The sequence below is a fragment of the Rossellomorea marisflavi genome, from assembly GCF_022170785.1.
Classification (GTDB): Bacteria; Bacillota; Bacilli; order Bacillales; family Bacillaceae_B; genus Rossellomorea; species Rossellomorea marisflavi_B.
Window position 1 is genome coordinate 906,667 of the sequence record NZ_CP081870.1, and the last position, 26,821, is coordinate 933,487.

25 protein-coding genes are annotated in these 26,821 nt (G+C 42.0%); 21 read left to right on the forward strand and 4 right to left on the reverse strand.

The window, feature by feature from the left end; all coding sequences use genetic code 11:
- Positions 1-10: 10 nt before the first annotated feature.
- The 3 genes from K6T23_RS04935 to K6T23_RS04945 are packed head-to-tail and all read right to left on the reverse strand — an operon-like array spanning position 11 to position 1,595.
- Entirely contained in the window at positions 11-667 is a 657-nt protein-coding gene (locus tag K6T23_RS04935) for a GAP family protein (RefSeq protein ID WP_238283763.1), read from the reverse strand.
- Positions 668-688: 21 nt separating this feature from the next.
- Entirely contained in the window at positions 689-1,426 is a 738-nt protein-coding gene (locus tag K6T23_RS04940; protein ID WP_056533745.1) for a MerR family transcriptional regulator, read from the reverse strand.
- A 16-nt stretch (positions 1,427-1,442) separates the two neighbouring features.
- On the reverse strand, positions 1,443-1,595 hold the full coding sequence (locus K6T23_RS04945; RefSeq protein ID WP_048005385.1) for a hypothetical protein: 153 nt from the start codon (positions 1,593-1,595) through the stop codon (positions 1,443-1,445).
- A 159-nt stretch (positions 1,596-1,754) separates the two neighbouring features.
- Between K6T23_RS04945 and K6T23_RS04950 the strand changes: the two genes are divergently transcribed.
- From K6T23_RS04950 to K6T23_RS05010, 13 genes are all read left to right on the forward strand, one after another.
- Positions 1,755-2,414 carry a DUF4097 family beta strand repeat-containing protein gene (locus K6T23_RS04950; protein WP_048005384.1) on the forward strand — a complete coding sequence of 220 codons (660 nt, stop codon included), beginning with the start codon at positions 1,755-1,757 and terminating at the stop codon, positions 2,412-2,414.
- A 31-nt stretch (positions 2,415-2,445) separates the two neighbouring features.
- Positions 2,446-2,934 (forward strand): PadR family transcriptional regulator, encoded by a 489-nt coding sequence (locus K6T23_RS04955; RefSeq protein WP_238283764.1) that lies wholly within the window; start codon positions 2,446-2,448, stop codon positions 2,932-2,934.
- A gap of 92 nt (positions 2,935-3,026) precedes the next feature.
- Positions 3,027-3,746, forward strand: a complete 720-nt coding sequence (locus K6T23_RS04960; RefSeq protein ID WP_048015980.1) for an ABC transporter ATP-binding protein — start codon at positions 3,027-3,029, stop codon at positions 3,744-3,746.
- Positions 3,715-6,156: an ABC transporter permease gene (locus K6T23_RS04965; protein WP_238283765.1), complete on the forward strand. Its 2,442-nt coding sequence runs from the start codon at positions 3,715-3,717 to the stop codon at positions 6,154-6,156. The genes K6T23_RS04960 and K6T23_RS04965 overlap by 32 nt, the downstream gene beginning before the upstream one ends.
- Positions 6,157-6,293: 137 nt before the next feature.
- Positions 6,294-7,253, forward strand: coding sequence for an ABC transporter ATP-binding protein (locus K6T23_RS04970; protein WP_056533755.1), 960 nt, complete (start codon positions 6,294-6,296; stop codon positions 7,251-7,253).
- Positions 7,228-8,007, forward strand: a complete 780-nt coding sequence (locus tag K6T23_RS04975) for an ABC transporter permease (protein WP_238283766.1) — start codon at positions 7,228-7,230, stop codon at positions 8,005-8,007. Before K6T23_RS04970 ends, K6T23_RS04975 begins: the two co-directional genes overlap by 26 nt.
- A gap of 1 nt (position 8,008) precedes the next feature.
- Positions 8,009-8,785 (forward strand): SDR family NAD(P)-dependent oxidoreductase, encoded by a 777-nt coding sequence (locus tag K6T23_RS04980; protein WP_273546605.1) that lies wholly within the window; start codon positions 8,009-8,011, stop codon positions 8,783-8,785.
- Between the two features lie 176 nt (positions 8,786-8,961).
- On the forward strand, positions 8,962-12,939 hold the full coding sequence (locus K6T23_RS04985) for a non-ribosomal peptide synthetase (protein WP_238283768.1): 3,978 nt from the start codon (positions 8,962-8,964) through the stop codon (positions 12,937-12,939).
- A complete protein-coding gene (locus tag K6T23_RS04990; protein WP_238283769.1) occupies positions 12,932-13,990 on the forward strand; it encodes a GntG family PLP-dependent aldolase in 1,059 nt (352 codons plus the stop codon). The genes K6T23_RS04985 and K6T23_RS04990 overlap by 8 nt, the downstream gene beginning before the upstream one ends.
- A 122-nt stretch (positions 13,991-14,112) precedes the next feature.
- A complete protein-coding gene (locus K6T23_RS04995; RefSeq protein ID WP_238283770.1) occupies positions 14,113-15,426 on the forward strand; it encodes a lyase family protein in 1,314 nt (437 codons plus the stop codon).
- Positions 15,427-15,439: 13 nt separating this feature from the next.
- Positions 15,440-16,357, forward strand: a complete 918-nt coding sequence (locus K6T23_RS05000) for a GHMP family kinase ATP-binding protein (RefSeq protein ID WP_235563429.1) — start codon at positions 15,440-15,442, stop codon at positions 16,355-16,357.
- Complete coding sequence (locus K6T23_RS05005; protein WP_238283771.1) at positions 16,347-17,399, forward strand: cysteine synthase family protein; 1,053 nt, start codon at positions 16,347-16,349, stop codon at positions 17,397-17,399. Before K6T23_RS05000 ends, K6T23_RS05005 begins: the two co-directional genes overlap by 11 nt.
- Entirely contained in the window at positions 17,365-18,588 is a 1,224-nt protein-coding gene (locus K6T23_RS05010; RefSeq protein ID WP_238283772.1) for an ATP-grasp domain-containing protein, read from the forward strand. Before K6T23_RS05005 ends, K6T23_RS05010 begins: the two co-directional genes overlap by 35 nt.
- Positions 18,589-18,642: 54 nt before the next feature.
- On the opposite strand, the gene K6T23_RS05015 is transcribed toward K6T23_RS05010, so the two are convergent.
- A complete protein-coding gene (locus K6T23_RS05015; RefSeq protein ID WP_238283773.1) occupies positions 18,643-20,088 on the reverse strand; it encodes a class I adenylate-forming enzyme family protein in 1,446 nt (481 codons plus the stop codon).
- A 198-nt stretch (positions 20,089-20,286) separates the two neighbouring features.
- Here K6T23_RS05015 and K6T23_RS05020 point away from each other — a divergent pair, with 198 nt between their 5' ends.
- The 8 genes from K6T23_RS05020 to K6T23_RS05055 all read left to right on the forward strand — a co-directional run bounded on the left by K6T23_RS05020 (position 20,287) and on the right by K6T23_RS05055 (position 26,748).
- Positions 20,287-21,267: an ornithine carbamoyltransferase gene (locus K6T23_RS05020; protein WP_238283774.1), complete on the forward strand. Its 981-nt coding sequence runs from the start codon at positions 20,287-20,289 to the stop codon at positions 21,265-21,267.
- Positions 21,268-21,433: 166 nt separating this feature from the next.
- Positions 21,434-22,123 (forward strand): response regulator transcription factor, encoded by a 690-nt coding sequence (locus tag K6T23_RS05025; RefSeq protein ID WP_053072190.1) that lies wholly within the window; start codon positions 21,434-21,436, stop codon positions 22,121-22,123.
- 16 nt (positions 22,124-22,139) lie between these two features.
- Positions 22,140-22,769 (forward strand): GNAT family N-acetyltransferase, encoded by a 630-nt coding sequence (locus K6T23_RS05030; protein WP_048005370.1) that lies wholly within the window; start codon positions 22,140-22,142, stop codon positions 22,767-22,769.
- Complete coding sequence (locus K6T23_RS05035) at positions 22,766-23,521, forward strand: SDR family NAD(P)-dependent oxidoreductase (protein ID WP_231578962.1); 756 nt, start codon at positions 22,766-22,768, stop codon at positions 23,519-23,521. The genes K6T23_RS05030 and K6T23_RS05035 overlap by 4 nt, the downstream gene beginning before the upstream one ends.
- Before the next feature lie 48 nt (positions 23,522-23,569).
- Positions 23,570-24,463, forward strand: coding sequence for an ACP S-malonyltransferase (locus tag K6T23_RS05040; protein WP_238283775.1), 894 nt, complete (start codon positions 23,570-23,572; stop codon positions 24,461-24,463).
- Between the two features lie 45 nt (positions 24,464-24,508).
- Positions 24,509-25,381: a hypothetical protein gene (locus K6T23_RS05045; protein ID WP_238283776.1), complete on the forward strand. Its 873-nt coding sequence runs from the start codon at positions 24,509-24,511 to the stop codon at positions 25,379-25,381.
- Between the two features lie 14 nt (positions 25,382-25,395).
- Entirely contained in the window at positions 25,396-26,424 is a 1,029-nt protein-coding gene (locus K6T23_RS05050; protein ID WP_148796685.1) for a 3-oxoacyl-ACP synthase III family protein, read from the forward strand.
- Between the two features lie 60 nt (positions 26,425-26,484).
- Complete coding sequence (locus K6T23_RS05055) at positions 26,485-26,748, forward strand: acyl carrier protein (protein ID WP_048005366.1); 264 nt, start codon at positions 26,485-26,487, stop codon at positions 26,746-26,748.
- Positions 26,749-26,821 lie beyond the last annotated feature (73 nt).

A 26,821-nucleotide genomic window follows, 5' to 3' on the forward strand; every position in this document is an offset into this window, starting at 1 on the left:
GTTTTCAAGTTTATAGATAATCAAGCGTGTTAAAAATTAAGATTAATCCAACGATGCACATGATCCATGACAATGCAGAATCTGATCCGGTTGTTAAGCGGGTGCGAAGCTTATTCAGGCTACTGGTCACCCATGTTCCGAATACTTTGTAGCTGAAAAAGATCAAGATCGCAGGGAGAATCATGATGATGTTATAGATGATGAGAATTGGGAGCCATTGATAATAGGGAAGTTGATTGGTAGTCAACAATCCGACAGCGGCAAAGTATGGTAGAGCTGTTCCAGCCTCGATGAGAAAAGTGGTCACGCCGATTAGGACAACAGAGATAATACTTTGGGTTTTAGGGATGGGGATACGATTCTTTTGATTCTTTGGCATGAAAAAGCTTGCCACGAACAGAATGACGCCGATGCTGAAAATCCCCCAGCTGACGACCCTATTCTGGAACAGGTTCGAAAAGGCATCAATCACATACCCTAGGCCAAGCATCAAAATGACACCGAGGGAAAAATACAGGATGACAACGGTAGAGAGGTAGGCAAACAATCGTGAGGCCATATTCTTATTATCCTTCAAAATTAGTAGAAGGGTGACGCCAATAATGGTTGGACTTAACGTGTCCAACAGGGCTAAACCGCCTAGATAGAGTAATAGCTCAGTTCCCATGTGTTCCTCCAATGGTTGAGATTAAGAATTCTTCGCCATGTAATGGATATAGGCGTTCTTCATGAAATCAAGGACTTCTTGATCAATGGGGTATAAGTTGTGCTTCTTGGATTCTTCTGGAGACATACGAATATCCCAAAGTTTGTCTAAGAAGGCATCCTCGTCTCCAAAGTTCTCAGCTCTTTTTTCGTCCATACGTTTGATGATATTTTGAATTCGGGGGTCACTATATTTAAGGTGGATGTACTTCTTCAATTGTCCTAATAAGGCAATCCATTCGAGGGAGTCTGGATCGCTACTGGTCATATTCGGCAAACGATCGAGAACATCGTAATTCTTTATATCTAATTCATTCTGTTTATATGTGAGTACTTCCTTTGAATCCCTTGTATATAGGCTCATGATTTTTTGAATTCGGAACTCTTCTCCCTCGATGGCAATGCCGTTAATCAGCTCTCTGAGGTTATACTCAATCTTTGAAAGTCGGTCTTTCTCTGCCATTACGTAGGATAGCTGCTTCATTAAGCTAATCGACCAGTCCCATTCTTCAGATTCCAACATGATTTTAATTTCACTAAGTTGGAAGCCGATTGTTTTCAGGAATTGAATCTGCTGAAGCTTCTGCAATTCCGTATTCGAATATAACCTATGACCCCCTTGGGTCTTCGATGCAGGTTTTAATAATTCAATCTTGTCATAATACCTTAAGGTCCTAACGGATACGCCACTCATTTTTTTAACTTCATTGATATGTAGCAAGGCAATTCCTACTTCCCTATTCCTTTTTTGCTGAGCCCGACATGGAGTATTTTAGAACATAGCCTATTCCCAACCCGATTAGTACACCAGGGATCGCATTATCAAATAGTAAGCCGATCCCAGCCCCTGCAATCACACAGCCGTAGATAATAACATCTTCTTTTTTCAAGTTAAATCTCCTCCTTTTATTTTTTAACACGCTATTGAATATAGTGTAAGTATAAAAGATGACGTTACGTCACTTTCAACTATTTTGAATCTTCCTTTGCGTAAAGTTTGAAAGTGACCTTACGTCATCTTATATAATGGGTTCGAAGGAGGTTGGATTATGATGAAAAAATTCATTTTTGGTGTACTGGTGGCTTTATTCAGCCTTGCTGGATGTTCTACCGGTGAAAAGGATGTACTGGTAAATAAGGAATCCGTCGACGATGTAAATGAGATTGTAGTGAACTTTGCAAGCACAGATGTTGATGTTCAGGTAAGTGATACGTCTGAATTAGAGGCGCATCTTACAGTTTATGATGATGGTCCAGGTGTGACCCTGGATAAGTCGTCAAACCGGTTGACCGTGGATCTGGATAGCAGTATTGCACGATTGGTTAAGAAGAAGCCAACTCTTGAATTGATGATTCCACAAGACTTTAATGGCAAGCTCATCCTTGATGGCTCTTCAGGGAATATATCTGGTAAAGATTTAAATCAAACCGACATTGAAGTTAAAGCGAGTAGTGGGAATGTGAAGTTACATTTTGCCGAGTTGAATGGGGATGTAGAGGTATCCACTTCAAGCGGTAAGGCTACGATTGAATTCGATGAAGAGACACCCGATCTGAATCTGGATGTCAGTACGAACAGTGGTAGTCAATCCATCAATATGTCATTGGATGAATCAACAAAAGACAAAAGAAAAGTGAAGGGAACATCAGGAAATGGCGGAAATGAAATGAAAATTAAAACCAAATCAGGGAGCATAAAGGTGAATTGATTAAATAGGGACTAGAAAAGTAGGGAAGAACATGACTGTTAAATTCACAATATTGGGATTTTTATATAGGAAGAATTTACACGGCTATGATATCATCGCGGAATTCAATGAACTCTCTCATCATCAATGGCCCCTAAATCCGGGTCAGGTTTATTCCACATTAGAGAGACTGGAAAGAGATGGGTTGGTTACGTCACTAGGGGAAAATGAGAAGGGAAGGATTCATTATCAAATTACCCATGAGGGGAGAGAAGCTCTTTTTGACTGGATATCGTCTCCTGTTAAAAGGCCCCTATTAAGGGATGAACTGTACATGAAATATTTACTGGCCGAAAGTAAGGGGTTGGAGGGAATAGAGGAATTGCTACAGTCTCAGAAAGAATTGATTCTCCAACAGATCCTTTTACTTACGGACTTTAAGAAGACGATCGATCATAAGCATTTTAAGAAGATCATCTATGGGGGACTACTACATCTGGAGGCAGATTTAAAGTGGTTGGAGTACATCAAGGATGAATGATCATAAAGATGGTGAAGTTTTTTGTAGGGTAATAGATACTGAGTATCTATACACAGTATCTATCAAGGATAATGTGAAGGAGTGAGGAACATATGATCACTGTAGATAACGTGTTCAAGCATTTTGAACAGGGAGATATGAAAATCGAGGTTCTAAAGGGAGTAAACCTCTCGATTAAAGAAGGAGAGTTTGTTGCCATCATGGGTCCGAGTGGATCGGGTAAAAGTACCCTTCTTCAACTTCTTGGAGGGTTGGACACTCCATCATCTGGTCATGTGAGAATACAAGAGAAACCCTTTTCTGATTTGAATGAAAAAAAAAGGACCATTGTGCGCCGCAAGGATATCGGTTTCATCTTTCAGAATTATCAGCTGTTGCCTACCTTGACTGTGGAGGAAAACATCGCCTTCCCGCTACATGCAGACGGGAGGAAAGATAAGGATGGAGAGGAGAAAATCCGATCGATCATCAAAGAGGTGGGATTGGAAGGGCTTGAAAAGAAATCCCCAAATCTATTGAGTGGAGGGCAACAACAGCGTGTTTCCATCGCTAGAGGGTTGATCCATGAACCCAAAATCCTTTTGGCAGATGAACCTACAGGAAATCTGGATCGAAAGCGTGCTGAAGAAATACTGGAGCTACTTGCGAAGTTCAATAAAGAACGAAAGCAGTCCATTATCATGGTAACACATGATATCTTCGCAGCCGGATATGCAGATAAGATTATTTTATTCAAAGATGGAGTGATTGATAAGGAAGTTACTAGGGAGGATCAAGACTATGCTGAATATCTGGCTAGTTTCCTGGCGTAATCTAACGAAAAACAAGAGGAGGTTCTTCTTCACTCTGATTGCCGTCATCCTCGGAATTCTGTTGACCACCAGCATGTTGGTGGCGAATAACACAGTAAAAGATACGTTTAGATATTATGAAGAAATCTACGCAGGTGATGCAGACTCATGGATCTTGAGTAAGGACTATTCCTTTTCTGAGGGTGAAGTGGAATCGATTAAGCAGCAGGATGCCGTGAAAGACAGCCTGAGTGTCTTGGATAAGCAGACACTGATTGATGTAAATGGTGACAAAGGTCCACCTGAAACCCCGGTAAGGGTGACGGGAGTAAGTGATATCCATAGTAATCTTCTCAAGCTTCCCTTGATCAAGGGAGACCTGGAAGGTGGAGGCTTGATCATCCCCGAAAATGCATCCAAGCTATGGGGGAAGGATATTGGGGATACAGTCACCTTTAAAGGGCTGGGGGAAATTAAAGTAACGGGGATTGTAGGCTTCACTTCTTGGTTAGCAAGCCCTAACAGTTGGGAAGAAGCAGAAGGGAGATCATTCAGGGTCATGATGGACCTTGACACCCTACAGGAGTGGACTGGACTGACCGATCAGATTAGTTATATAAGGCTGCAACATGAAGGAGGTAAAGATCATTTATCACAGTATCAAGATGAATTGAACGGGACACCTTTATACGTTCAACCCGTGGTAATCGATGATTTGAGGAATAACGATGTGGATGGGTTGTACTCTGTATTTTATCTCGTGTCTATCCTTGCACTCTTTATCAGTGGTTTTATCATCTTCAATATGATTTACTCGAGTGTCATCGAGCGTAAAAAGGAATTTTCCATCATGAAGAGTCTTGGATATACGAACTTTAATGTGTTTAAACTTGTATTCATGGAAGTATTTTTACTATCCCTTATCGGAACAGTGATTGCTCTTCCACTCGGGGTATGGTTCGCCGATCTATTTGTTGATATGCTTCTAGGTATCTTCCAAGACACAATGGTTTATACATTGAATTGGCAGAGTGCCACGATCTTATCAGGAATGATCGGACTCCTCTTTCCACTCATAATAGCAGGTATTCCGATGTATATCGCATTTAAGACCCCTATAATATATGCCTTGAGGAATACGAATAAAGAGTCGAAAACCAGAGTGAAGGTCATCAGATATATACTCGGCTTGGCCTTCATCGGCTTGAGTTTTCTCGATAGTTATTGGGGTTACGTATTCCTGCTTTTCGGAGTCGTTCTCCTTTATCCGGTGGTAATAAGAATGCTTGCGAAGTTGTTAGGACCGTTGATTGAGCGTTTGTTGGGTTATCCCGGACGCTTATCGGTCAGTAATATCAAAGTAAATACCAATCGAAATGCAAATACCTCGGCCATGTTGGCAATCAGTATTGGAGTGGTCATCTTTCTTGGATCGGCATTGGAATCCATTCCTTCGGGATTTGAGAAGGAAATCCGCCAAACCTTCGGTGGAGATATCCAAATCCAATTTGAAGAACCAATTAATGAATCCCAGTTAAACACTGTGAAAAACCATCAGGCTGTGAAAGATATGGCCTGGTATAAGGAGACAATGGTTACTTGGAAAACAGTGGATGGCGAGGCAAAAGAATTTTATTTGATGAGCAACCCTTCCTCTCCGGATTTTCCATTGTTTAAGGGATATGGTCAGGATATTCCTGACGGTGCAGTTCTACTGGGAGAGAGAGCGTTTGATGAGTGGGGTGGGAAAGTTGGCGACTCTGTCAAGATGAACACCCCTGCCGGTGAACGAGAGTATAAGGTGGCAGGAAAAGTTAATACGTCTCAGGATGGGGGATACGTCGGATTCGTCTCTCAGGAAGAATTTTCACAAGTGTTTAATTGGCAGGGAATCCAGACACTCATGATGGATGTCGATGATTCAAGCAATCCAAAAGACCTGCGCAGGGATTTGCGTCAAGACTTCCCTACAGGCATCTCGACACTTACGCTGGTGGAAGACCAGATTGAGTCATCACAAAGTTCTTTTGATGGTATGAATGAAGTGATGCAATTCCTTATGATTATCGTCATTGCACTTTCCAGCATAGGGATTAGCAATACTTTATTAATGAATACAATGGAGAGGATAGGAGAGATTGGAACCACGCGTGCCATCGGTTTTACAACGAGACAAGTGAGAACGATGGTGATGGGAGAAGGGTTAGTCGTAGGTGTGGCCGGAATCATCGTCGGAGTCGTGTTGGGGATATTTGTTATATATTTGAACTCCATCTCTAATTCCTCTGCTACTTACATGCCATTCATTATTCCTTGGGGGAATATCGGGCTTGCCATCTTGGCGGGTCTTCTACTCTCGGTCATTGCATCCCTATTTCCATCTTTTATTGCAGCGCGTGTGAACTTGGTCAATGCACTAAAAGAAAACTAAACTTGTTATTCTTAAGAGCCTACCTGATGTTTGTGGTAGGTTTTTTTCTTTGTGCTTCATATTGCGTAATATACAGATGTTTTGATGGAGTTCCCTCTATATCATTAAATGTATCACGATTACAGTAGGGAGCTCTTATGGGAATCATTTATGAGATAAACGATATAACAAAAGAATATCCTTCACGGAATATCACAGCCAATAAAGAGATTAACCTTCAGATTCAAGAAGGAGAGATCATCGCATTATTAGGTCCGAATGGGGCTGGGAAGTCGACGTTGATTAAACAGATGATGGGGCTTATCAAGCCTACAAGCGGAAGTATTAGGCTTTTCGGAGAAGACATACAGGAGAACAGTGCATTTATTACTGAGAATGTGGCTTACTATGCTCAGGATCCACATGCCATCACTTCTTTACGAGTGTGGGAATCCGTTTATTTCTCTTGTCGTTTGAAAGGATTGACAAAGTCCACTTCATTGGAAGAAACGGATCGACTATTGAAATTAATTGGTTTAGAAGCATTTAGAAAGGATTATATCAAGAATTTATCGGGTGGACAAAAGCGATTGATCAGTGTTGCCCTGACCCTGACGGGAGACCCAAGCGTCATGATCTTTGATGAACCGACAAATGAGCTAGATCCTGTTAAGCGGAAGAAAGTATGGGACATTATCACAGAAAAGAATAGAGAGGGCGCAACCATTATCTTGGTTACCCATAATGTACTAGAAGCAGAGCAAGTAGTGGATCGGGTGGCCATCATTAATGAAGGAAGACTGGTCGCATTGGATGGGATTAAACAATTGAAGCACAGGATTGATCAGCGAATGAGACTGGACTTATCAGCGAGTGATCAGGCAGTGGCAAATCAATTGTATACATTAATGCTTGAAAGGGACCCCGAACGAGTCACTGATCATAAATTGAGGTTTCTAATACAAAAAGAAGATGTGGTAAATGTGGTGAAAAAGCTAATGGGCTTAGGCGAACGGTTTGATTTTGATTTTTCTTTGGTGCCGCCTACCCTGGAAGATGTGTACCTTCGCTTGGAAGGAGGCGAACCACAGCATGACTCAATTGGACTTAAAGCATAAACGTATGGGGGTTTCGCAGTGGTTAATAGATTTATGGATACTCGTAAGAATTCAGTATGCCAATGTTAGAGAACAATGGCTATTAATCATCATCCTCGCCTCACTCTTTCCATTGACTACGTTAATGTTACTTCATTTCTTCGTGGAGAACCCCACGAATGACATGGTGCTTCGGATTGTAACGGGCAATATGGTATTCGCGCTGATCATCACAGGAATTAATCTACTTGCTCAGGACCTGTCTTGGCAGAAACATCGGGGGCATTTTGTTTTTTATGCCACACTTCCGATTAGTAAAGTTTCGTTTATATGTGCCAACCTTATTAAAGGCATGATTACGAGCTTTCCATCTTTTATGATTTTAGCTGTTATAGGGGAGACGATCTATGATCTTGAATGGAACTTTCATTGGTTTGTCATACCCCTTATCTTTCTGAGCATTCTGAGTATCGTCGGATTTGGGGTGTTTATTGGCTTCTGGTCGCCTAGTCCCCAAGTAACGAACATCGTACTGCCTAGTTTAATGATGTTTTTGGGGTTTTTGACTCCAGTATTAATTGATGGCGAACAGTTACCAAAGATTCTATATTGGATTTCCCTTGTATTCCCAACCACCTATGTGGCGGAGGGGCTAAGGGAAGTGTTGACAAATGGTTTGACCAAAGGGGTCCTAATAGACTCTTTTATTCTAGTCGGCTTTACAGTCGTTTCGTATTTCCTGATATTAAAAAACATAAAATGGAGAATTGAATAATATGAGAAACCATGAAGGCACACGTCAAGTCGTTTTGGTCATTGGGGGGAATTCAGGTATAGGGAAAGGAGTGGCTAAGAAGTTTCTGGAGAACACTGGAAATCAAGTGATCATCACCGGTACCAACCTTCAAAAGGGGATGGATGCACAAGGGGAATTAAGACAGATATCCGAACATGTGGAATTTCATCAAATGGACGTACGTCGTGCCGGTGATGTGGAAAAGGTGATAAAAGAGATTGTGAATCAATACGGAAGTATAGATATTGCCTGTAACTGTGCAGGGGTAGAGCATCGCTTCGCATCCATGATTGAACTGGAAGAAGAAGAATTTGATCAGGTCATGAACGTGAATCTAAAGGGAGCATGGCTATGTATGAAATACGAAATTAAGCAGATGATGCGCCAGCGTTATGGAGGATCCATCATCAATATCTCATCTGTGAGCGGTCTGAAAACGACGCCCAATGGATCTATTTATTCTGCCAGTAAGCATGCGCTGGAAGGGCTGACTAAAACGGCTGCGCATGAATATGCCAGGTTTGGGATTAGAATCAATAATGTGACACCGGGATTGGTTCAGACACCCATGGCAAATCGTGTACTGGGGGTAAGTGAAGATAGCTCGGATGAGCTCTCAAATAAGTACATTCCTGCAGGTCGAATGGCCAACACAGATGAAATGGCTGAAGCTGTATTTTGGATGGCCTCGAAGCATGCAAGTTATATTATAGGGCATTCTCTTGTGGTGGATGGCGGTCTGGCTCTAGGAAGGTAAAGGGGACTTGTAGGGAATGCCCATTCTCTACAAGTCTATTTTTATGGGAGGCAAATGGCCTTTAAGGAATATTGACCAAACTTCCTATTTTGCGTTATTTACTAATGTTTCTTGAGAAGAAAAAACTTATACTTTGCTCAAGTTACACAACCATCTTTTGTAAGGAGTGGCAGAGTATGACGATTGATACAACGAAAAATCACCCCCTCACATACTACAAGCTGAAGCCATCATTTTCCCAAGAACGGTTTTGGGTGCTACATAATCTTGATCCTGACAAGCCGACCTATACCATTTCTAAGGTTTTTCGATTCAGTGGAGCATTTAATCTTAAAGCCTGGAAGAAAAGTCTGAGGGAATTAGTAGAACGCCATGAAATTCTTCGTACGACATTCACGTTCGAAGAAAGGCTTTATCAACGTATTGCAAGTGACCAGCAATGTGACTTCGACTACGTGGAACTCTCAGAAGACCTAGTAGAAGAAGCCATAAAGAGCTATATTCAACAGCCATTCGATCTTGAAAGCAGTAACCCGCTCTTTCAAGTAAAGGTTATTAAGACCGGAATGGATACCCATTACTTCCTGATGAATATCCATCATATTCTCTGTGATGGTCCGTCTTTGGGAATCTTATTAGAAGACTTATTCCGCCTGTACTCATCCAATAGCCAGCAATTAAAAGCTGAATTGCCACCGTTGGAGATTCAATTCGCAGACTTTGCTGAATGGGAGAGGAATACTGTCGAGAGTGATCAATCGACTTCATTGGAGTTTTGGAAAGAAAACCTTAAAGGAGCCCCTTCCAAAGTCGACTTCAATAAACATGGGGAAAGTCAGAAGGTGGGCACCGGTGGGAAAACGACCAGGTTTAGGGTTCCAAGTGAACTGCAACAAGCCGTGAAATCTGTATCTAAAGCCAACCGAACCACCCTTTTCACCACCTTCATCACTGCATTTACCATCCTTATATACAAGTACACCTCACAGAAAGAGATCAGTATTGGAACACCCGTGAGTCTAAAAGAGAGCAAGGAGCTAGAGAACGTTACGGGATTATTCATCAATTCACTGGTTATTCGCTCTCATATATCGCCCCTCGATACGTTCAATGAACATCTTAAAAAAATGCAGGAACAAGTCTACGACTGTTTTAAACACAAGTATATTCCTTATGACACGATCGTGAAGGAGATCAGTCCTGATAGAGATGATATTCATAACGCTCTATTCAATATAATGTTCGCTCTCCATTATAAAGCTGGCAAACCAAATCTTACAGGTCTGGAGTACGAAGAAATCCTATATGACAACCGAACGACAAAGCTAGATTTGTCTTTGTCTGCAATCGTCAGTGAAGAGGAGATCGAACTTGAAGTCGAGTATGACACCAGCATCTTTAATCAAAGATATATCAACCAGTTGTTTGGACAGGACTTCATGGCTCTCTTAACAGATCTCACAAAGGATCAAGACAAGCCTATAGGGACTCTTCCATTGGCAGAAGGAAGGTCGGTTATCACGAAAGTGAACCGCCCAGCCATTTCTCCAATCAAATCGGATAAATGTATCCACGAGCTGATTGAAGATCGGGTGGCCAATCATCCCCATGCCAATGCTCTTACATTTAGGAATCGAACGTTGACTTATCAAGAGTTAAATGAGAAGTCCAACGACTTAGCAGCTCGAATAGTTAATCAGATTGATCGAGGAGCTACGGTAGGGATTTACATGGACCGCTCGATAGAGTTGATCCTCTCCGTTCTTGCCATAATAAAAGCAGGTGGCGTTTATGTCCCTCTAAATACAGAGGATCCTCTTAAAAGAACGGAGAAAGTGGTGGAAAAGGCAAACGTATCATTCCTCTTAACGAAACATGAAAGCGCTGAGCGGATCGCTACCATTAATCAGAAAACCTATAATGTGGAAGAATCTGAACTGGGGATTGGTTCTGATTTCCCTAATCTCAAGACAATGACTACTACTGAAGGAATGCTCTCTATTTACTTCACGTCCGGATCAACGGGAGAACCAAAGGGGGTAATCAATCATCACAAAGGCTGGATTAACAGAATGAACGGGATGCAGCAAAGCCATCAGATGAAAATCGGCGATGCGGTCTTGCAGAAGACGTTGCACACATTTGATGCCTTTGGTCTGGAAGTGTTTTGGCCGTTGATGTATGGAGGACACATCCATTTACTTGAACCTGGAGAACATCGTAATCCACGAGCAATTATTGATGCTATGAAGGAGTATAGAGCAATCTTCCTTCAGGTGGTACCGAGCATGCTGAATGAAGTGGTCTTGGAGTTGACTGAAGAGGATGCCGAAGCGTTAAGTGAGCATCTCAGGTTCATTGGGAGTGCTGGTGAACCTCTGACATCCACTTTGTACAATGAGTGGAGAAAAAAAATGAACTGTCCAGTCTATAACACATGGGGTCCCACTGAGGCATCCATAGATGTCACCCAATATGTTTGCACAGAACATGATCGGTATAACGGTGACATCCTTTCAATCGGTAAACCGTTAATGAATAACGAGGTATACATCTTAGATGAATACCTCCATCCGGTCTCACCTTATGTCACAGGAGACATTTTTGTATCTGGAATAGGTTTGAGCAGGGGCTATGTGAATGATCCTGAAAAAACTAAGCAAACATTCCTTGACAACCCTTTTCATGAAGGAACGATCATGTACCGGACAGGGGATAAAGGATACTTTTTAGAAAGCGGTGACATTCAGTTTGTAGGTCGTGAAGATAACCAGGTCAAATTGAGGGGCATAAGGGTCGAGCTGGATGAAATTGAACGGGTCATAATGGAGAGCGAAAGCGTCAATCAATGTGTGGTGAAGGTGTCTGAGAATGGTGGAGGGCAGAAGCTTATTGCCTATATCACCATGCTTGATGAAAGCGAGGTAGCTATACATAAGGTGAAGGATGAGCTTATGACGAAACTCCCTATGTATATGCTACCCACACATTTTGAACTGATGAAAGAATTGCCTCGCCTATCAAATGGGAAAATCGACAGAAAATCACTCTCTATTCCGGAAGGGAAGATCTTTCAAAGTGAGGAACTGATTCTCCCTAGGACCAGCAAAGAGCTCATTCTTTGCCAATTAATGAGTGATTTGCTAGAACATGAACAGATCGGAATCAATAGTAATTTCTTCGATGTAGGTGGGCATTCCCTTAACGCTTTCAAACTATTGAATCGAATTAATCAAGAATTCCATACCAAGCTACCTCTGAGCTTCATCTTTAAACATCCTACCATCGAAATGATGGGGAAGGTGCTGGACACTATTAATAATCAGGAATGGAAGACTTCCAATGTGATCTCTTTACAAAAGGGTGACCAAGAAAAACGACCGCTCTACTTAATCCATCCAGGTGGTGGGGGAATCATCTGTTATTACGAGTTTGTGAGGAAAATGAGTATACCGAATCCGATTTATGGTATTCAATCCATTGGCTATGAAGATCATGTATCCCCATTGTCGTCAATTAAGGAAATGGCGTGTGAGTATATAAAGGGGATAAAGAAAGTGCAACCAGCAGGACCCTATGCCCTGGCAGGATGGTCATTAGGCGGGACGATTGCATTTGAAATTGCTCATCAACTGGAAGAGATGGGTGACGAGGTCGATTTTATCGGGCTGATTGACACCTATCCCATTGATTGTCATCGAGATGACCAACAAGTGGCTCAGTCGCGTAAATCTCCTCTAGAGGCATGGGCGGCACGATTAAATCTAACGTATGCGGAGAACCTTACCGATGAGAAAAAAATCCAACTCATTCATACAGAGGTTAAAAAGAGAAAGATGATTCCAGTCGATGCGACGCTGAATGAGACCGCTAAAGTGTTAGAAATTATGTATTGCAACAACTTAGCGGCAGAGGAATTTTTCTGTGATTATCGTATTCATCAAACGCTACACTTGTTCAATGTAAGTGAACGATCGGAAATCAATCCGATTCCCCTGGTGGATACAAATGAGTGGGCAGCCCGGACAACAAAGGAAGTATTCATCCATGAAATAGATGGCCATCATCATAATCTCATGGACAAAACGAACGTAGAAAGAGTTGCGGGAGCATTTAAAAATATATTGGAAGAACAGGTGGTTACACATGATTGAATTAAGAAGTGATACGTTCTCATTACCAAGTAAAGAAATGTTGGATTCGATTAGCAAGGCAATTTTAGGAGACGATGTCTATAGTCAGGACATGACCGTGAAGGAATTGGAGAGCAGAGCAGCTGAATTACTGGGTAAGGAAGACGCGATTCTTATGCCGTCTGGAACAATGGCGAATCTTGCCTCTATCCTTGCCCATTGCCCGAGGGGATCAAAAGTGATTGTTGGAGACAAATCAGATATATACATCTATGAGGCGGGAGGTGCTTCCGTTTGTGGGGGAGTCATGTATGAGCCCGTTCCAACAGAGTCAGATGGAATCTTGAAATTACACAATGTAGAGAAGGCATTTCCTCAGGATCAAGACGATCCACAGTTTGCACTTCCCTCGCTTATATGCATTGAGAACCCAAGTAATCGGACTGGGGGGAATATCCTGCCTCTCTCGTATTTGGAGGAACTATCTTTATTCGCAAAGGAGAAGAAGGTACCCCTTCATATGGATGGAGCCAGAATTTTCAATGCTTCGTTTGCAATGGACGTGCCCGCAGCTCATATCGCAAAGTATGCAGACTCAGTCCAATTCTGTTTGTCCAAAGGTCTCTCAGCTCCTGTGGGGTCGATGGTTGCAGGAACTCGCGCGTTAATTCAAAAGGTTAGAAGGATCAGGAAAATGTTGGGTGGCGGGATGAGACAAGCTGGAGTTATTGCAGCGCCTGGAATCGTCGCTCTAGAAAACATGGAAGCTACATTGAAGCAAGATCATCTGAAAGCTAAAATGCTGGCAGAGCAATTAAGCATGGTGGAGGAAATAATTCTTCAGCCAAATGTAGAAATTAATATGGTTTTTTTCAGATTGAGAGGAGAATACACAACCAATAAATTCATCAGCACCTGTTCCATGTTCGGCCTCAACATTGATGAGTTGGAACCAGGTGTGATCAGGGCTGTCATTCATCGAAACATTAGTGATGAAGATATTTTGGATACGGTTGAAATTATTAAGAGGGCTATTCCATTATCAATGGCAGAGAGGAGCGTATACGGTTGATTCATCTAACTGGGAGGATTACGAAGGAACCGAATTCCTTCATAAATCAGCATATACTCGAGCCTCACTTTGCCTTCGAATTAGAGCACTTGACTAACCATTACATTGAAATTGAACTCGTCATGAACAGGGAGTACGAAAGGCTGGGATTGATCAATCATGAAGAACGTCTCGCCTTGGATGAGGCATTAAAAAAAGTCGACATCTCTGTCATCCAGGCAGATCCCTCTCAAAATATGTCTGATATGTCGTTTGCGATTGAAAAGTTTGTTGAAAGCCAGTTGGATTCTTGTGTGCCGGTGAGATGGCATAGTGATCGAAGCAGAAATGATGTTCAGAGTTGTGCCCAGGCCATGTTTCTTAAAGAACAGGTGGTTGAACTGGAACAGAAGGTAGAAGATTTGATTGGCATCTTGATTAATCGATCCCAAGAGTCTACCAAGTTGCCTCTACCGGGTAAGACGCATTATCAACCAGCCCAAGTCATTACGCCAGCTTTTTATTTCCTCTCGATCGTTGAAGAATTGACGCATATAAGAAAGGTCCTGCTAAATGTATTCGACTATATTGACCAGTGCCCATTGGGGTCCGGAGCCATGGCTGGATTAGAATATGCATGGGATCGTCAAAGAATGGCCGAGGAGCTGGGTTTTCGTAAGCCTAAAGATACAGCTTTGGCTTCCATTGCTTCGAAACAGGGGATTCTGGAAGTAGCAGCCGCCCAAGGGAACCTGGGCGTACTTATCAGTCGTTTAGCAACAGATCTAATGGACTGGCTTATAGATGGGTACATTGATCTTCCAGATGAGCTTTCCGGTATCTCCTCAGCGATGCCTCAAAAGAAAAATTATCCCATTATGGAGAGGATAAGAGGACAGAATGCCCATATGATCACGTTCTATACGGGCATAGCACTCTCTCAGAAGAATACCCCTTTCACGAATCTCGTAGAGACGGCTAAAGAGGGAGGGAAATATGTAGGTGAACTTTTCCATACTTCCAAGGTTAATCTCAGCTTAATGAGAATCGTCCTGGAAAATCTCTCATTTATAGAAGAAAAAATGCTGGACGACTGTTCTAAAGGATTCTTTGGCGGATTTGCATTTGCTAATCATCTTACGAGAGAATATGACGTTCCGAATCGAAAAGCCCAATCGATCGTAGGTGAAATCATTCGAACAGCGATCGAAAAGGGTGTCTCTCCATCCGGAGTAGAAAACGTATTGGTCCAGGAAGTTTGTCATAAGCATGGATATAGTATCCGAATGGATCAGGAGTCCATTCTAGCATTATTCTCTATTCCTCATAATGTAAACAAGCAGACATCTGGCTCGACTAACCCGGCCAGTGTGGAGGCACTGCTTCATGAATACTTGGCAGTCAATCATGAGATTGGACAAAGATGGGAAAAACGAAATCATATAGCGAAATCTTAGGAGGCTGAGAGATGTGCGGACTGACATGTTAAAAACTCCCGACCGGCTGGAGCTCAGAGGAGTCGGTATCTCTAGCGGGACTTTTGGAGAGTTATTGCAAGGGGTATTGACCAATGGCAAGCCCTTCTTGGTAACACTCCCGATTAACCGCTACTCAAAAGCCACGTTCAAACCTGACCTTTTGAGTGACACGATTGAGGTCCACCCCTCGTTCAAACTCAAGGCTAAAAGGCTGTGTGAGAGAATTTTGGTCGAACATAACCTCCCACCTGGAGGTACCCTTACGGTTGAAAGTACGATTCCAATCGGAAAAGGTCTGGCAAGTTCCTCAGCAGATTTAGTCGCGGTGTCCAGGGCGATTGAGTCAGCCTATGACTTTACAATGGACATTAATACCTTGCAACGCTACCTTGCTGATATTGAACCAACTGATGGTGTGATGTATTCATCCATTGTTTCCTACTACCATAGAGAAGCAAAGTTAAAAGACCACATAGGTCCGCTGCCATCTCTGACCATTGTGTCGCATGATGAAGGTGGAGAAATCAATACGATTGAATTTAACAAGAGGCATCAACCATATGAATCCAGTCATAAAGAAGAATACGATCGGTTGCTTAAGGACTTGATTCATGCCATTCAAGAGAAGGATCTTAAAGGTATAGGTGACGTAACCACGAGGAGTGCCATCCTTCACCAAACCATCGCACCCAAAAAAACGTTGTACCAAATGATGAAGATCAATGAAGAAGTGAATGGCCTAGGCGTTGTAATAGCCCATAGCGGCACCTACATAGGTGTCCTGCTCTCTCAAGAGGACGAGGGATACTACAGGAAGCTTAAAATGGCTAAAGAACGGGTTTGTCAACTTACCGGCCAGGTTCAGGTGATGCACACGATTACGAAGGAGGAGTGCCCAAGTGGCTACTAATTTGATCGATTCAATAGGTAAGACACCTCTCGTTTCATTATGTACACCTAATGTGCATGCAAAGCTGGAGATGTTGAATCATTTTGGGATGAAGGATAGGGTGGCAAAAAATATCCTTCTTCAAGCCAAAATGGATGGGACGCTGAACCCTGGAGATGTCATCATCGAGAGTTCATCAGGCACGATGGCATTAGGGGTTGCCATGGTGGGGACGGCTCTCGGACATGAGGTCATTATCGTCACAGATCCAAGAATTGATCCCCTTACCATGATAAAATTAAAGGCTCTTGGAGCGGATGTCCATGTTGTCGAACGGATGGGTGAAAGCGGAGGTTGGCAAGGTGCCAGATTAGAGTATCTATGTGAATTATTCACTATATACCCTAATCATTTTTGGCCTAAGCAATATGAAAATCCCCACAACCCCGGCGCGTATCAATCCCTTGCAGATGAGCTAATGAACGAACTTCCTGCAATTGATTATCTTGTGGGGGCGGTTGGGAGCGGAGGATCACTTGGTGGTATTGCCTCACATCTTAAGGTGAAACACCCCTCGCTGAAAGTAATAGCTGTAGATAGTGTAGGCAGTATCTTATTCGATCAGCCTTTGAAAAGCAAGAGGCTACAAGGCGGTCTAGGAAATAGTATCAAACCTAAGAATGTGCAGTATGGACTAATTGATGAAGTTCATTGGTTAAATGACAATGAAGCATTTGAATCTTCAATTAGACTGGCGAATAGAGAGAAAATTTTTGCGGGGAACAGCTCGGGATCCGTCTATACCGTAGCTTCCTGGGTTGGTAAAAAGGCAGGCCCCGATAAGACAGTCGTAGCTATTTTCCCCGATCGTGGAGACCGCTACCAAGATTCCGTCTTTAATGAGGAATTTTGGAAAGATCATGGCTTGAACCATGGGAGTATTCCTTCTGAACCTACTATGGTTCTGGGACAGGAGGAAGTGAAGACCTGGTCTTATGTAAAATGGAACAGAAAGGAACGGAAAAATCATGAGACCCAATATCCTACTATTCATAGAGTCTAATACCACGGGAACGGGGAGAAAGGCGTTTGATATTGCCAAGGAAAATGGATATAACGGCATCCTGCTTACCAACAGTATTAATCAGTATCATGATTTTTCAGGAATTGAGTACAAAGTATGCGATACCAATGATTTGGATTGCTTATATCAAGAGGTTGAAAAATTGGGTATTCATACAGTAGCGGGGATTATGAGTACAAGTGAGTATTATATTGAAATCTCTGCTGCCCTTGCTAATCGAGTTGGGTTGAACGCCAATAATCCCGATATCATTCGTCACTATAGAGACAAATCTCTTCTCAGGACGACCTTATCGGCCAATCAAGAGATTAATCAGCCCCTTTTTATGATTGTTGATGGAGAAACAGGAATGGAGAAGTTACATGAGCTCATGGATTTTCCATACATTGTAAAACCAGCAGAAGATAGCGGTTCAAATGATGTCAAGCTATGTTATAACCGAAGAGAGATAGAAGAACAGGTCCAAGCTATTCTGTCAAAAGAAGTGAACATGCGGAACCAGAGAATGCATCCCAAAGTGCTAATTGAAGAGTATATTGGGGGGGACGAATATAGTGTTGAGGTGTTTGGAACTGGAAAGGATCTTATAACAATCGGAATCACCGAAAAAACGACGAAGGGAAGCCCCTACTTTATAGAAGATAGGCATATTTTCCCTTCTCGTATTCCAGTAGAATTAACAGCTTTGATTGAAAGATCAGTTCAATTAGCCATAGGTGAGCTGGGTCATCTAAACGGGGCAGTCCACGCTGAAGTGAAAGTAGAGGCAGGAAGCTGCTATATTATAGAAATCAATCCCCGCTTGGCTGGAGGTATGATTCCTGAACTTATTAAGCAAGCAACAGGGATCGATCTCCTAGAGCTGCACGTACGTTCCTTTATAGAATCAATCGATTCAATGATGTATGAGACAGCTCACTATAGTGGGATTCAGTTCGTCACGACCTCCTCAACCGGTGTTTTAAAGGCGATAAATGGCATGGAGAAGATTGAGCGATTTTCTGGCTTTCATATGGCTTCGTTAGACAGTAAGAAGGGGAAGAGAGTGAGAAAGCCAAGGAATTCTTCAGATCGCCTTGGATATGTCATCGTTACCTCAAGTAGCTACGAGGGATTAAAGGAAAAACTCAATAGTATAGAAGAAGTCCTCTCCATTGAACTGGATTAAGGCGTTGCATAAAAAAAGCTACTACCACCAGATAGTAGCTTTTTTCTGTTTTTTTTAGATAGGCATGGTGACTTCTTTCAGCGCATATTCCTCTAGTTTCTTACCGTTAACTTTTCCGTTAGGAAGGAAGGGGAACTTATCAATGCAGATCAGTTTATCAGGATACATATAGGTAGGGAGAGCTGAAATGATCTGTTTCCTTATGATAGAAGACTGATCTGGTGGATATTGAACGAATAGAGTTAGGAAGGAGCTCTTCTTCTCTTCCTTAAAACTCACCACTTTGCTCAATATGCCAAGTTCTTCTACGATTCTCTCCATATGGCAGGGATAAAAAGTAGCCCCCATTCGATGGATGGCCCCGTCGTGTCTACCAATAACGAAAAGGTTTCCCTCTTCATCAAAGTAACCAAAATCTTTCATATCAAGCCATCCGTTAAGAAGAGGTAAAGAGGCATTGCCGACTTCATCAAGATACCCTTCCATAAGTCCATTGCCCTTGGCATAAATGTGACCGATCTCACCAGGGATGGTCTCAATAAAGTCTTCATTAAATATTTTAACGGAGGAACCTGGCAATAAGGTCCCCGTACCCTTCAAATGTCCAAGGTTCGTAGAGGTTAAGTTGCCAGCTTCAGACGAACCGTAATAATCTAAAAGTGGAATGCCGAATACGGAATAAAAGCGCTCTTTTAACACATTTGGAACAGGAGCGCCACTCGTGAACCACATACGGACGTTGCGTTTGATTTGCTGGACGTGCTTCACATTCCTTTCGGCTAACTGAACAATGAGGTACGTGGTGGCTATAGTTGCTTCCACTACAGACACATTTCGTTGATTGATGATAGAAGGTAAAGTCCGTGTACTCTGATAATCACACACGATGAGAGTTCCGCCCGTCACCCACCATTGGATGATCATGTTAAGCCCCCAAATATTGAAAAATGGAACAACTGGCAGAATCACTTCATCATGGTTATATCTCATACCGATAGCGGTTGAGTACATATTTGAGAATAGGGATGCACCTGACTTCATAATGCCTTTGGGCAATCCTGTAGACCCTGATGAGAAAAGGATGACGGCATCACCACGGTGGTACCATTGGGTAAGGTCTATATCCATGTCATTTTGCTGAGAAATAGTACTAGCGGCTTTTATCGTTGAGTGCAAGTTAATAAACGTGGTATGTTCCACTCCCGCATCTTCAGTTGATAAAATCCAATGAGACCTTGTTTTCTTATGGATCCAATCAAAATCGGTGGAACTTATGTCTGGATCAAGGAGGACGATAGAGCAGTTAACGTGCATCAATGAAAACAGAGAAACTAGAAATGAATAGTTATTAGGACAGCATAGAGTCACCCTGTCCCCTTCCTGAACACCATGTTTCAAGAGGACCATAGAGTGACGGATCACATCACGCTTAAACTGAACAGCTGTATACTCCTTTTGATCATCTATAATAAAACTATTATTCTTCTGATCTAGCTTCATATTATTACCTCCTTTGGCTACAGATATCCTAAGGTATCCCAAAAGTAAATTCTATGGTAATTAACGCAATAATTTGGATTTTGTGAAATATATGTTAAATTACCAATTTTGCGGAATACACGTATACTAAAAATTAGCCGGTATATTATACTTTGAGTACAGAAAGATATAAATTATGACAAAAAGGAGTGTTGGAATTTGAAGAAATTTTTCGACTTTTCAGATATAAGGGGAGAAGATTTAGAGAAATTAATCGATTTGGCATTGGATTACAAGACTGGGAAGGTAAATGATCAGCCGCTGTTAAATAAAAACATAGGATTGCTCTTCAACGTTCCATCAACTAGAACGAGAATATCCTTTCAAACAGCCATTAAACAGTTAGGCGGGGAAGCATTGACATACAGCGCCAATGAGCTACAATTGGCCAACAAGGAAAGCATGAAAGATACGGCCACGGTCATGGGTAAGTACTTGGACGGTCTGGTTGTCCGTTGGTATAACATGAATGATTATGGTTATGGTCGAAATACATTAGAAGAAATTGCATTGAACTCACAATTACCCGTAATCAATGCGTTGGATGACAAGGACCATCCATGCCAAATCATGGCGGATGTTCTAACTCTCAAAGAAAAGTACGGTCAACAGTACAAAAAGAAAAAAGTACTCTTCACTTGGGGATATGCAGAGAGGAAAAAATCACCTGGGTGCACCCACAGCATGCTGACGGCGGCTTCCCTACTCGGTATGGATTTGAGAATTGCCCACCCTGAGGGCTACGAACTCGATGATCAGTATTTGTCCTTTGCCAAACAGGCAGCGCAAAAATCGGGTGCAAATATCGAATTTTCCAATAACCTAGATGAAGCCATCGAAGATGTTGATGTGGTCTACGCAAAAGCTTGGGGTAGCCTTTCCTTACCTGGTTATGAAGAGCAGCAGTATAAAAGTGAGATAAGAGATCAATGGCTAGTCAATCATGAACGTTTTGCAAGAGCCAACCAAGATGCATATTTTATTAACCCCCTCCCGATCATCAGAGGAGATGAAGCCATTAAGGAAATTATTGATGGTCCAAGATCCCTAATGTATGACACCGCAGAAAACAGACTCCATGTTCAAAAAGCTACTCTAGCCTCAATGTACTCAAAAGATAAAAACCTTCAGCTCGTTTAATCCTTATTGAAATCTACCAGCCTGTATCAGTGAACCACTTATGGACCTAAGCCGGGGAAGACAAAAACTCCTGCCATAATAGAGAGAATCCTTCAAAGGCATATTCAAATCGCTAGAATGAACAGATCAAAGCTGTTTCAAACTAATAACGATTATTGGAGGAACTATGAAGCTGCCATTAAAAACTGCCATAGTAGATAGAAATTTGTCGTTAGTGAACCAAACTCATCTATTTCTTAAATCCAGTCCGATTGATATAGACGTACAATATAGCGTGTACATCGAAAATGAAATTTTTAGTCTTGATGATTTGGCTGCATGTGATCTTGATTTAATCATTATGAGTAATACCAATTTGTCTGCTTTGAAGATGCTACGAAAATATTTGCAGCAGCAACATTTACTCACTGGCCAAGAAAGTCCCATGGTGATGATTTTTGATGATACGGTAGTGAACATACAGCGAATTCATCTAATGTGGGAAATCTCGAATAGCATCATCCTTAATAGGAGGAAAGAAGATCTGTTGCTGGCCATTCAAACTTTAGCCAATGGCGGTTTCTACTATTCGAAAGAGTTCTCGGGTTACAACGAAAGCAAAGGATACTTCCGCAATAATGTGAATAAGTTGCCTTTGACCAAAACGGAGATATCGGTCGTCAAAGAGCTGATCCGTGATAAAACCAATCAAGAAATCGCCAATACACTCTACATGAGTCGACGGACAGTGGAGTATCACATCACTTCATGTATTCAAAAGTTTGAAGTGAACTCCAGAGTAGGTCTAGCAGTGAAAGCCCTTTCGATCATTGAGAGGGAGTCATATGATTCATTAATGAATGAACTGGTAAAGTGAAAGGAGGGACGTGACGATGAAAGGCCTAATGGTGACACTCGTCCCCTTTGAAGAGGAAGATGTGGAATTAATCTATCAGTGGAGACAATCCGACCTTACAAGCACGTTGATGAGCGGATCATTGAACTTTGTATCATTAAGTGAAATGAAGGAACAGATGAAGCAAGACAAATCCAGATACGTAGGAGTTAAGACCAATGCAGGGAGAAAAATCGGTTTTATCTCTTGGCATGAGGTGAAAACCCAGGGTAATTATCAAATTGGTGGGACCATTGGGGATCCATCAATCTGGGATGAAGGTTATGGTGTGGAAGCAACAAAGTTGGTCATGGATTATCTGTTCCATTTCAAGAATGCCCATCGCCTGCAGTTTGTGACGGGCTTATACAATACGAGGACCATCGGGATGCTCATGAAACATACTACCCAAATAGAAGGAATTCTGAGAGATTATTATTTTCTTGATGGGTCCTACCATGATGCAGTCATCTGTTCAGTCCTACGAGATGAATATTATGAATACTACGAAGAGAATCCTGAATTTTACTACAATATTTTTGATCCTGAGACATTAAAGGAAACAAAAGATAAATTCAAGAGGTACTACGAGAATCAACGAAGTCTCTTTTCAAATTTAGGAGTGTGAAGGAAATCGTGAAAGGAAAAGTCGCGATCGTCACGGGTGGGTCCCAAGGTATTGGAAGAGCAATTGCCAAACGCATGGCGGAACAGGGGGCAACCGTGATTGTCACCTACCTCCGCAATAAGGAAGAAGCGGTAAAGACGGTCGAGACAATTAATGACGAATTCCCCTCAGCCTGTACAGCCATTCACCTTGATGTAAGAGAGTATGATCACGTTGAAGAAGTATTCAATCAAGTGAGGAAAAAGCATGGATCGATTGATGTTTTGATCAATAATGCAGCAGTTAGTGCCGAAAGGGCCTTAGCAATCAATAGTCTCGATAATTGGGGAGAGATCTTATCAACCAATATCATGGGCACGATCAATTGTATCAAAGCGGTTTCCTTACCTATGCTCATGGCTCGAAAAGGGAGTATCGTCAGCATCTCTTCCATTGCAGGAATCAAAGGGATTCCGAAGTTAAGCAGCTATTCAGCCAGCAAAGCTGGAATTATCGGACTTACTCGATCACTAAGCAAGGAATTTGCCAATTTTAACGTAAGAATTAATGTCGTCGCACCCGGCTATATAGAGGGAACGCGAATGTTTAATGAAATTGAAGAGAAGGATTTGATTGAATACAAGGAACAAATTGACTTAAAGAGGTTTGGTCAACCGGAGGAAATCGCCAAGGCGGTCGGATTTATCTGTTCAGATGATGCCAGTTACATTACTGGACAGACTTTGGTTGTAGATGGTGGTCTATCAATCTAGTGAAATAGGTGAAAAATGATGAAAAAAGCACTAATCTTACCCCCACAAATGACGATCAGAACAGGGCATCTCCTGGAGTATTACAATCAATTCGAAGAAGTTCAATCCTATTTCGATGAAGCAAGCGAGGTATTGGGAATCTCTCTGTATGATTCCTTCTTCTCGGATAATGAAAAGTTGATCAATGAGAGTCACATTGGCAGATGCGGCATTGTCTCTATCACATGTGGATTATTGAAGAGACTGAACATGAACCTAGAGGAGTATTCCTTTATCTCTGGCCCAAGTCTTGGTAGCATCACATCAGGTTATATAAGTGGATCTTATTCTTTTGCAACCATGCTACAGATGATTGTGTCAATGGTAGAGAGTGAAAAGGCGATTTATTCCGATGATCGGTTTGGCAATTATATGTTCTATAACATTAGTCAGAAGAAGCTGTTAGAAATAATGGAAGAAACAAACAAGCAGGGTCATTATGTGGCGCCTTGTATGTTCACAGCAGATAATCAAATGATTATTACTGGGGAATTGACTGCGCTGGAAAAGATGGGCTGGGACGTATTGAAAAGCGGAGGTCTCGGTGTGCATATCCCTTACAGTCCTCCCGCACACTCGTCCATGATGGGTGAAGTTAGGGATCTTTTTAAGAAATCGTTTATGGAGAGCCATGAGTTTGAAAATCCATCTATTCCTAACATCTGCAACAATACAGCAAAACCGATGGTTCAAGGGAAGGAGATCAAGCGGTCTCTTACAGAACAGTATGTCCTGCCTGTCAGATGGACAGATATTCTTCACCTTCTAAAAGAAGAGGGGGTCGAGCAGCTTGATATTATCGGACCAGGGAAGTTTTTGGTGAAATCGATGGAGTTCACTGATGTATCGTTTACCCTTAAAAGTTACCTAGAGATTGAAGATTTCCAAATGACCAGAAGTTGACCATGGAGGGGTATGATGAGTAAATCAGTCTTTTTATTTCCTGGAATGGCCAAGTCGGAATATCGGGACTTTAAAACCTTTATAGAGAAATCATCTATAGCCCAATCTCTTTATAAAGAAGCAGAGAGGTGCATGGATTATCCTTTGCTTGAGAAATTCTCAAGCGGGGATACGTCTATTGTGACGGTGCGTTGTTCATACTTTGTCAACACACTTGCCTTGTTGTATGAATTTCAAGAGCGTCATCCTGGTGTAGACCCTGACTATATCATCGGATCCAGTTTCGGTATTACACCTGCAGGGATTTTCTTGGGAAGCATCGATTTTTCAGATGCCTTGAAGATGGTAAGAGATACAGCTCTTGTAGAAGATTCCTACTTGAGTAATCTTGATGCTGAGTATTGCACACATTTCATTTACAAATATTCGTTGGATGATTTGGAAGACATTGTAGAATCATTCAGATCTCAAGGTAAATGGATTGAGATATCAGTATTCATTTCGGATGACCTCATTGGAATCGGTTCGACGGTAGAGACCGTTAATGAACTCAAACAAATGATAAAAGTTCAGGGGAAAAGCACGTCCATACACACCGCTGAACTAAGCCATACAAGTAATCTGAAGGAACTGAGAGATCGATTGGATCGAGAGGTCTACTCTCATTATCATTTTTCTGAATGTTCAAAACCTTTTGTGTCAGACTTGGATGGGAGGTACATTGTAGCAGGAGAAGATTTAAAGGAAGAGATGTTGAAAAGTGTCGATCACCCAGTGAAGTTTACTCTAGTTCATAAGAAAATGCTTGAAGATGAAATTGAACAAGTGTACGTAATTGGTCCCAGTAACTTTTTTGGAGCCATCTTAAAACGGGATTTCACCGTAACGAACATTGATCCTTTGAAATTCAAATTATAACTGGGGGACTGGCGATGATTGAAACAACTGTCAAAGAGAAACAGAATGTAATGACTTTGAGTAGACCGATTGGGATCCTTTCATCGGGAATGTTCGTTCCAGAAAATGAGGTGTCAAATGAGGACTTAAGCAGCCATCTTGACACTTCTGATGAATGGATCGTGGATAAGACCGGGATCAAGACAAGAAGGTTTGTCAGTGAGGACCAAGCAACCTCCGATCTCTGTATTGAGGCAGCAAAACAAGCCATCGAAAATGCCGGTTTGGATGCCCAAGAGATTGATGCGATCATCATTGCCTCATTTACTCCGGATCAGATTCTCCCCTCCACATCGGTCATTGTAAAGGATGCTCTTGGAATCAACAATGCGATAACCATTGATATGAATCAGGCAGCTTGTGCAGGTGGGATCTATGGATTGTTTTTGGGAACCCATTTGTTGCAGAATCCTTCAATTCAACATGTGCTGGTCATCGGGGCAGAGTCCTTATCTAAGTATACGAATCCACAAGACCGGACCACTCGTGTATTCTTTGGCGATGCAGCTGGGGCCGTCATTCTTCATCATGAAGCTGATGGGTATAATCTTTTATCTTGGGAACTTGACTCTGAGTTGTCTTATAAGGTCGAGATTCCTGCAGGTGGGTCCAGGAAACCAACGAATGAATGGACTGTGAAGCAAGATGAGCACTATATCAAAATGGATGGTAGGACAGTATGGAATATGGCCACTAAGCACCTTCCAAACTCGATCCAGGCGGTTATTGATCAAATGGAACTTACACCAGATGATATTGACCACTATATTGTTCATCAGGCCAATCTGAACATCATTCAGGAAGTATTGAAAAAGCTTGGTCAGCCTGATCATAAGACCACTATCAACATTGACAAATTTGGGAATACAGGAGCTGCCACTGTGTTGACAGTGTTGCATCAGGCTATGAATACGAAAGCAGTAGCGTCGGGAGATACTCTTGTAATCGGTGGAATAGGTGCAGGTTTCATATGGGGAGCGCTGGGTTTATCAAGGACCACGTAAAGGCCAAACCTACACATAAAAAGAAGAAGAGGTAGTTACTGATATGAGGAGGAATTGGGAATGGATGAGCTAATTAAACGAAAAGTAGTTGAATTATTTACAGAAGTATATGGGGTCAATCTACAAGAAGATGTGGATGGAGATACGATTCTTTTTGGACCGGATTCTCCTTATAAGCTGGACTCAATGGACGTGCTTCGAATCATCTCCATTTTAAAAGACGAGTATAAGCTTGAAATCAACGCGATGCAAATCACAAACTTTAACACATTGAATAAGATGGTCGAATTTATAAAAGAATCTATGCCCCAAGGAGCTAGATAAAATCGTATAGTCAATTGAAACCGGCCTCTTGTCTAGTCTTTGACAAGAGGCATTATAGTGGGAGGGTTATAAC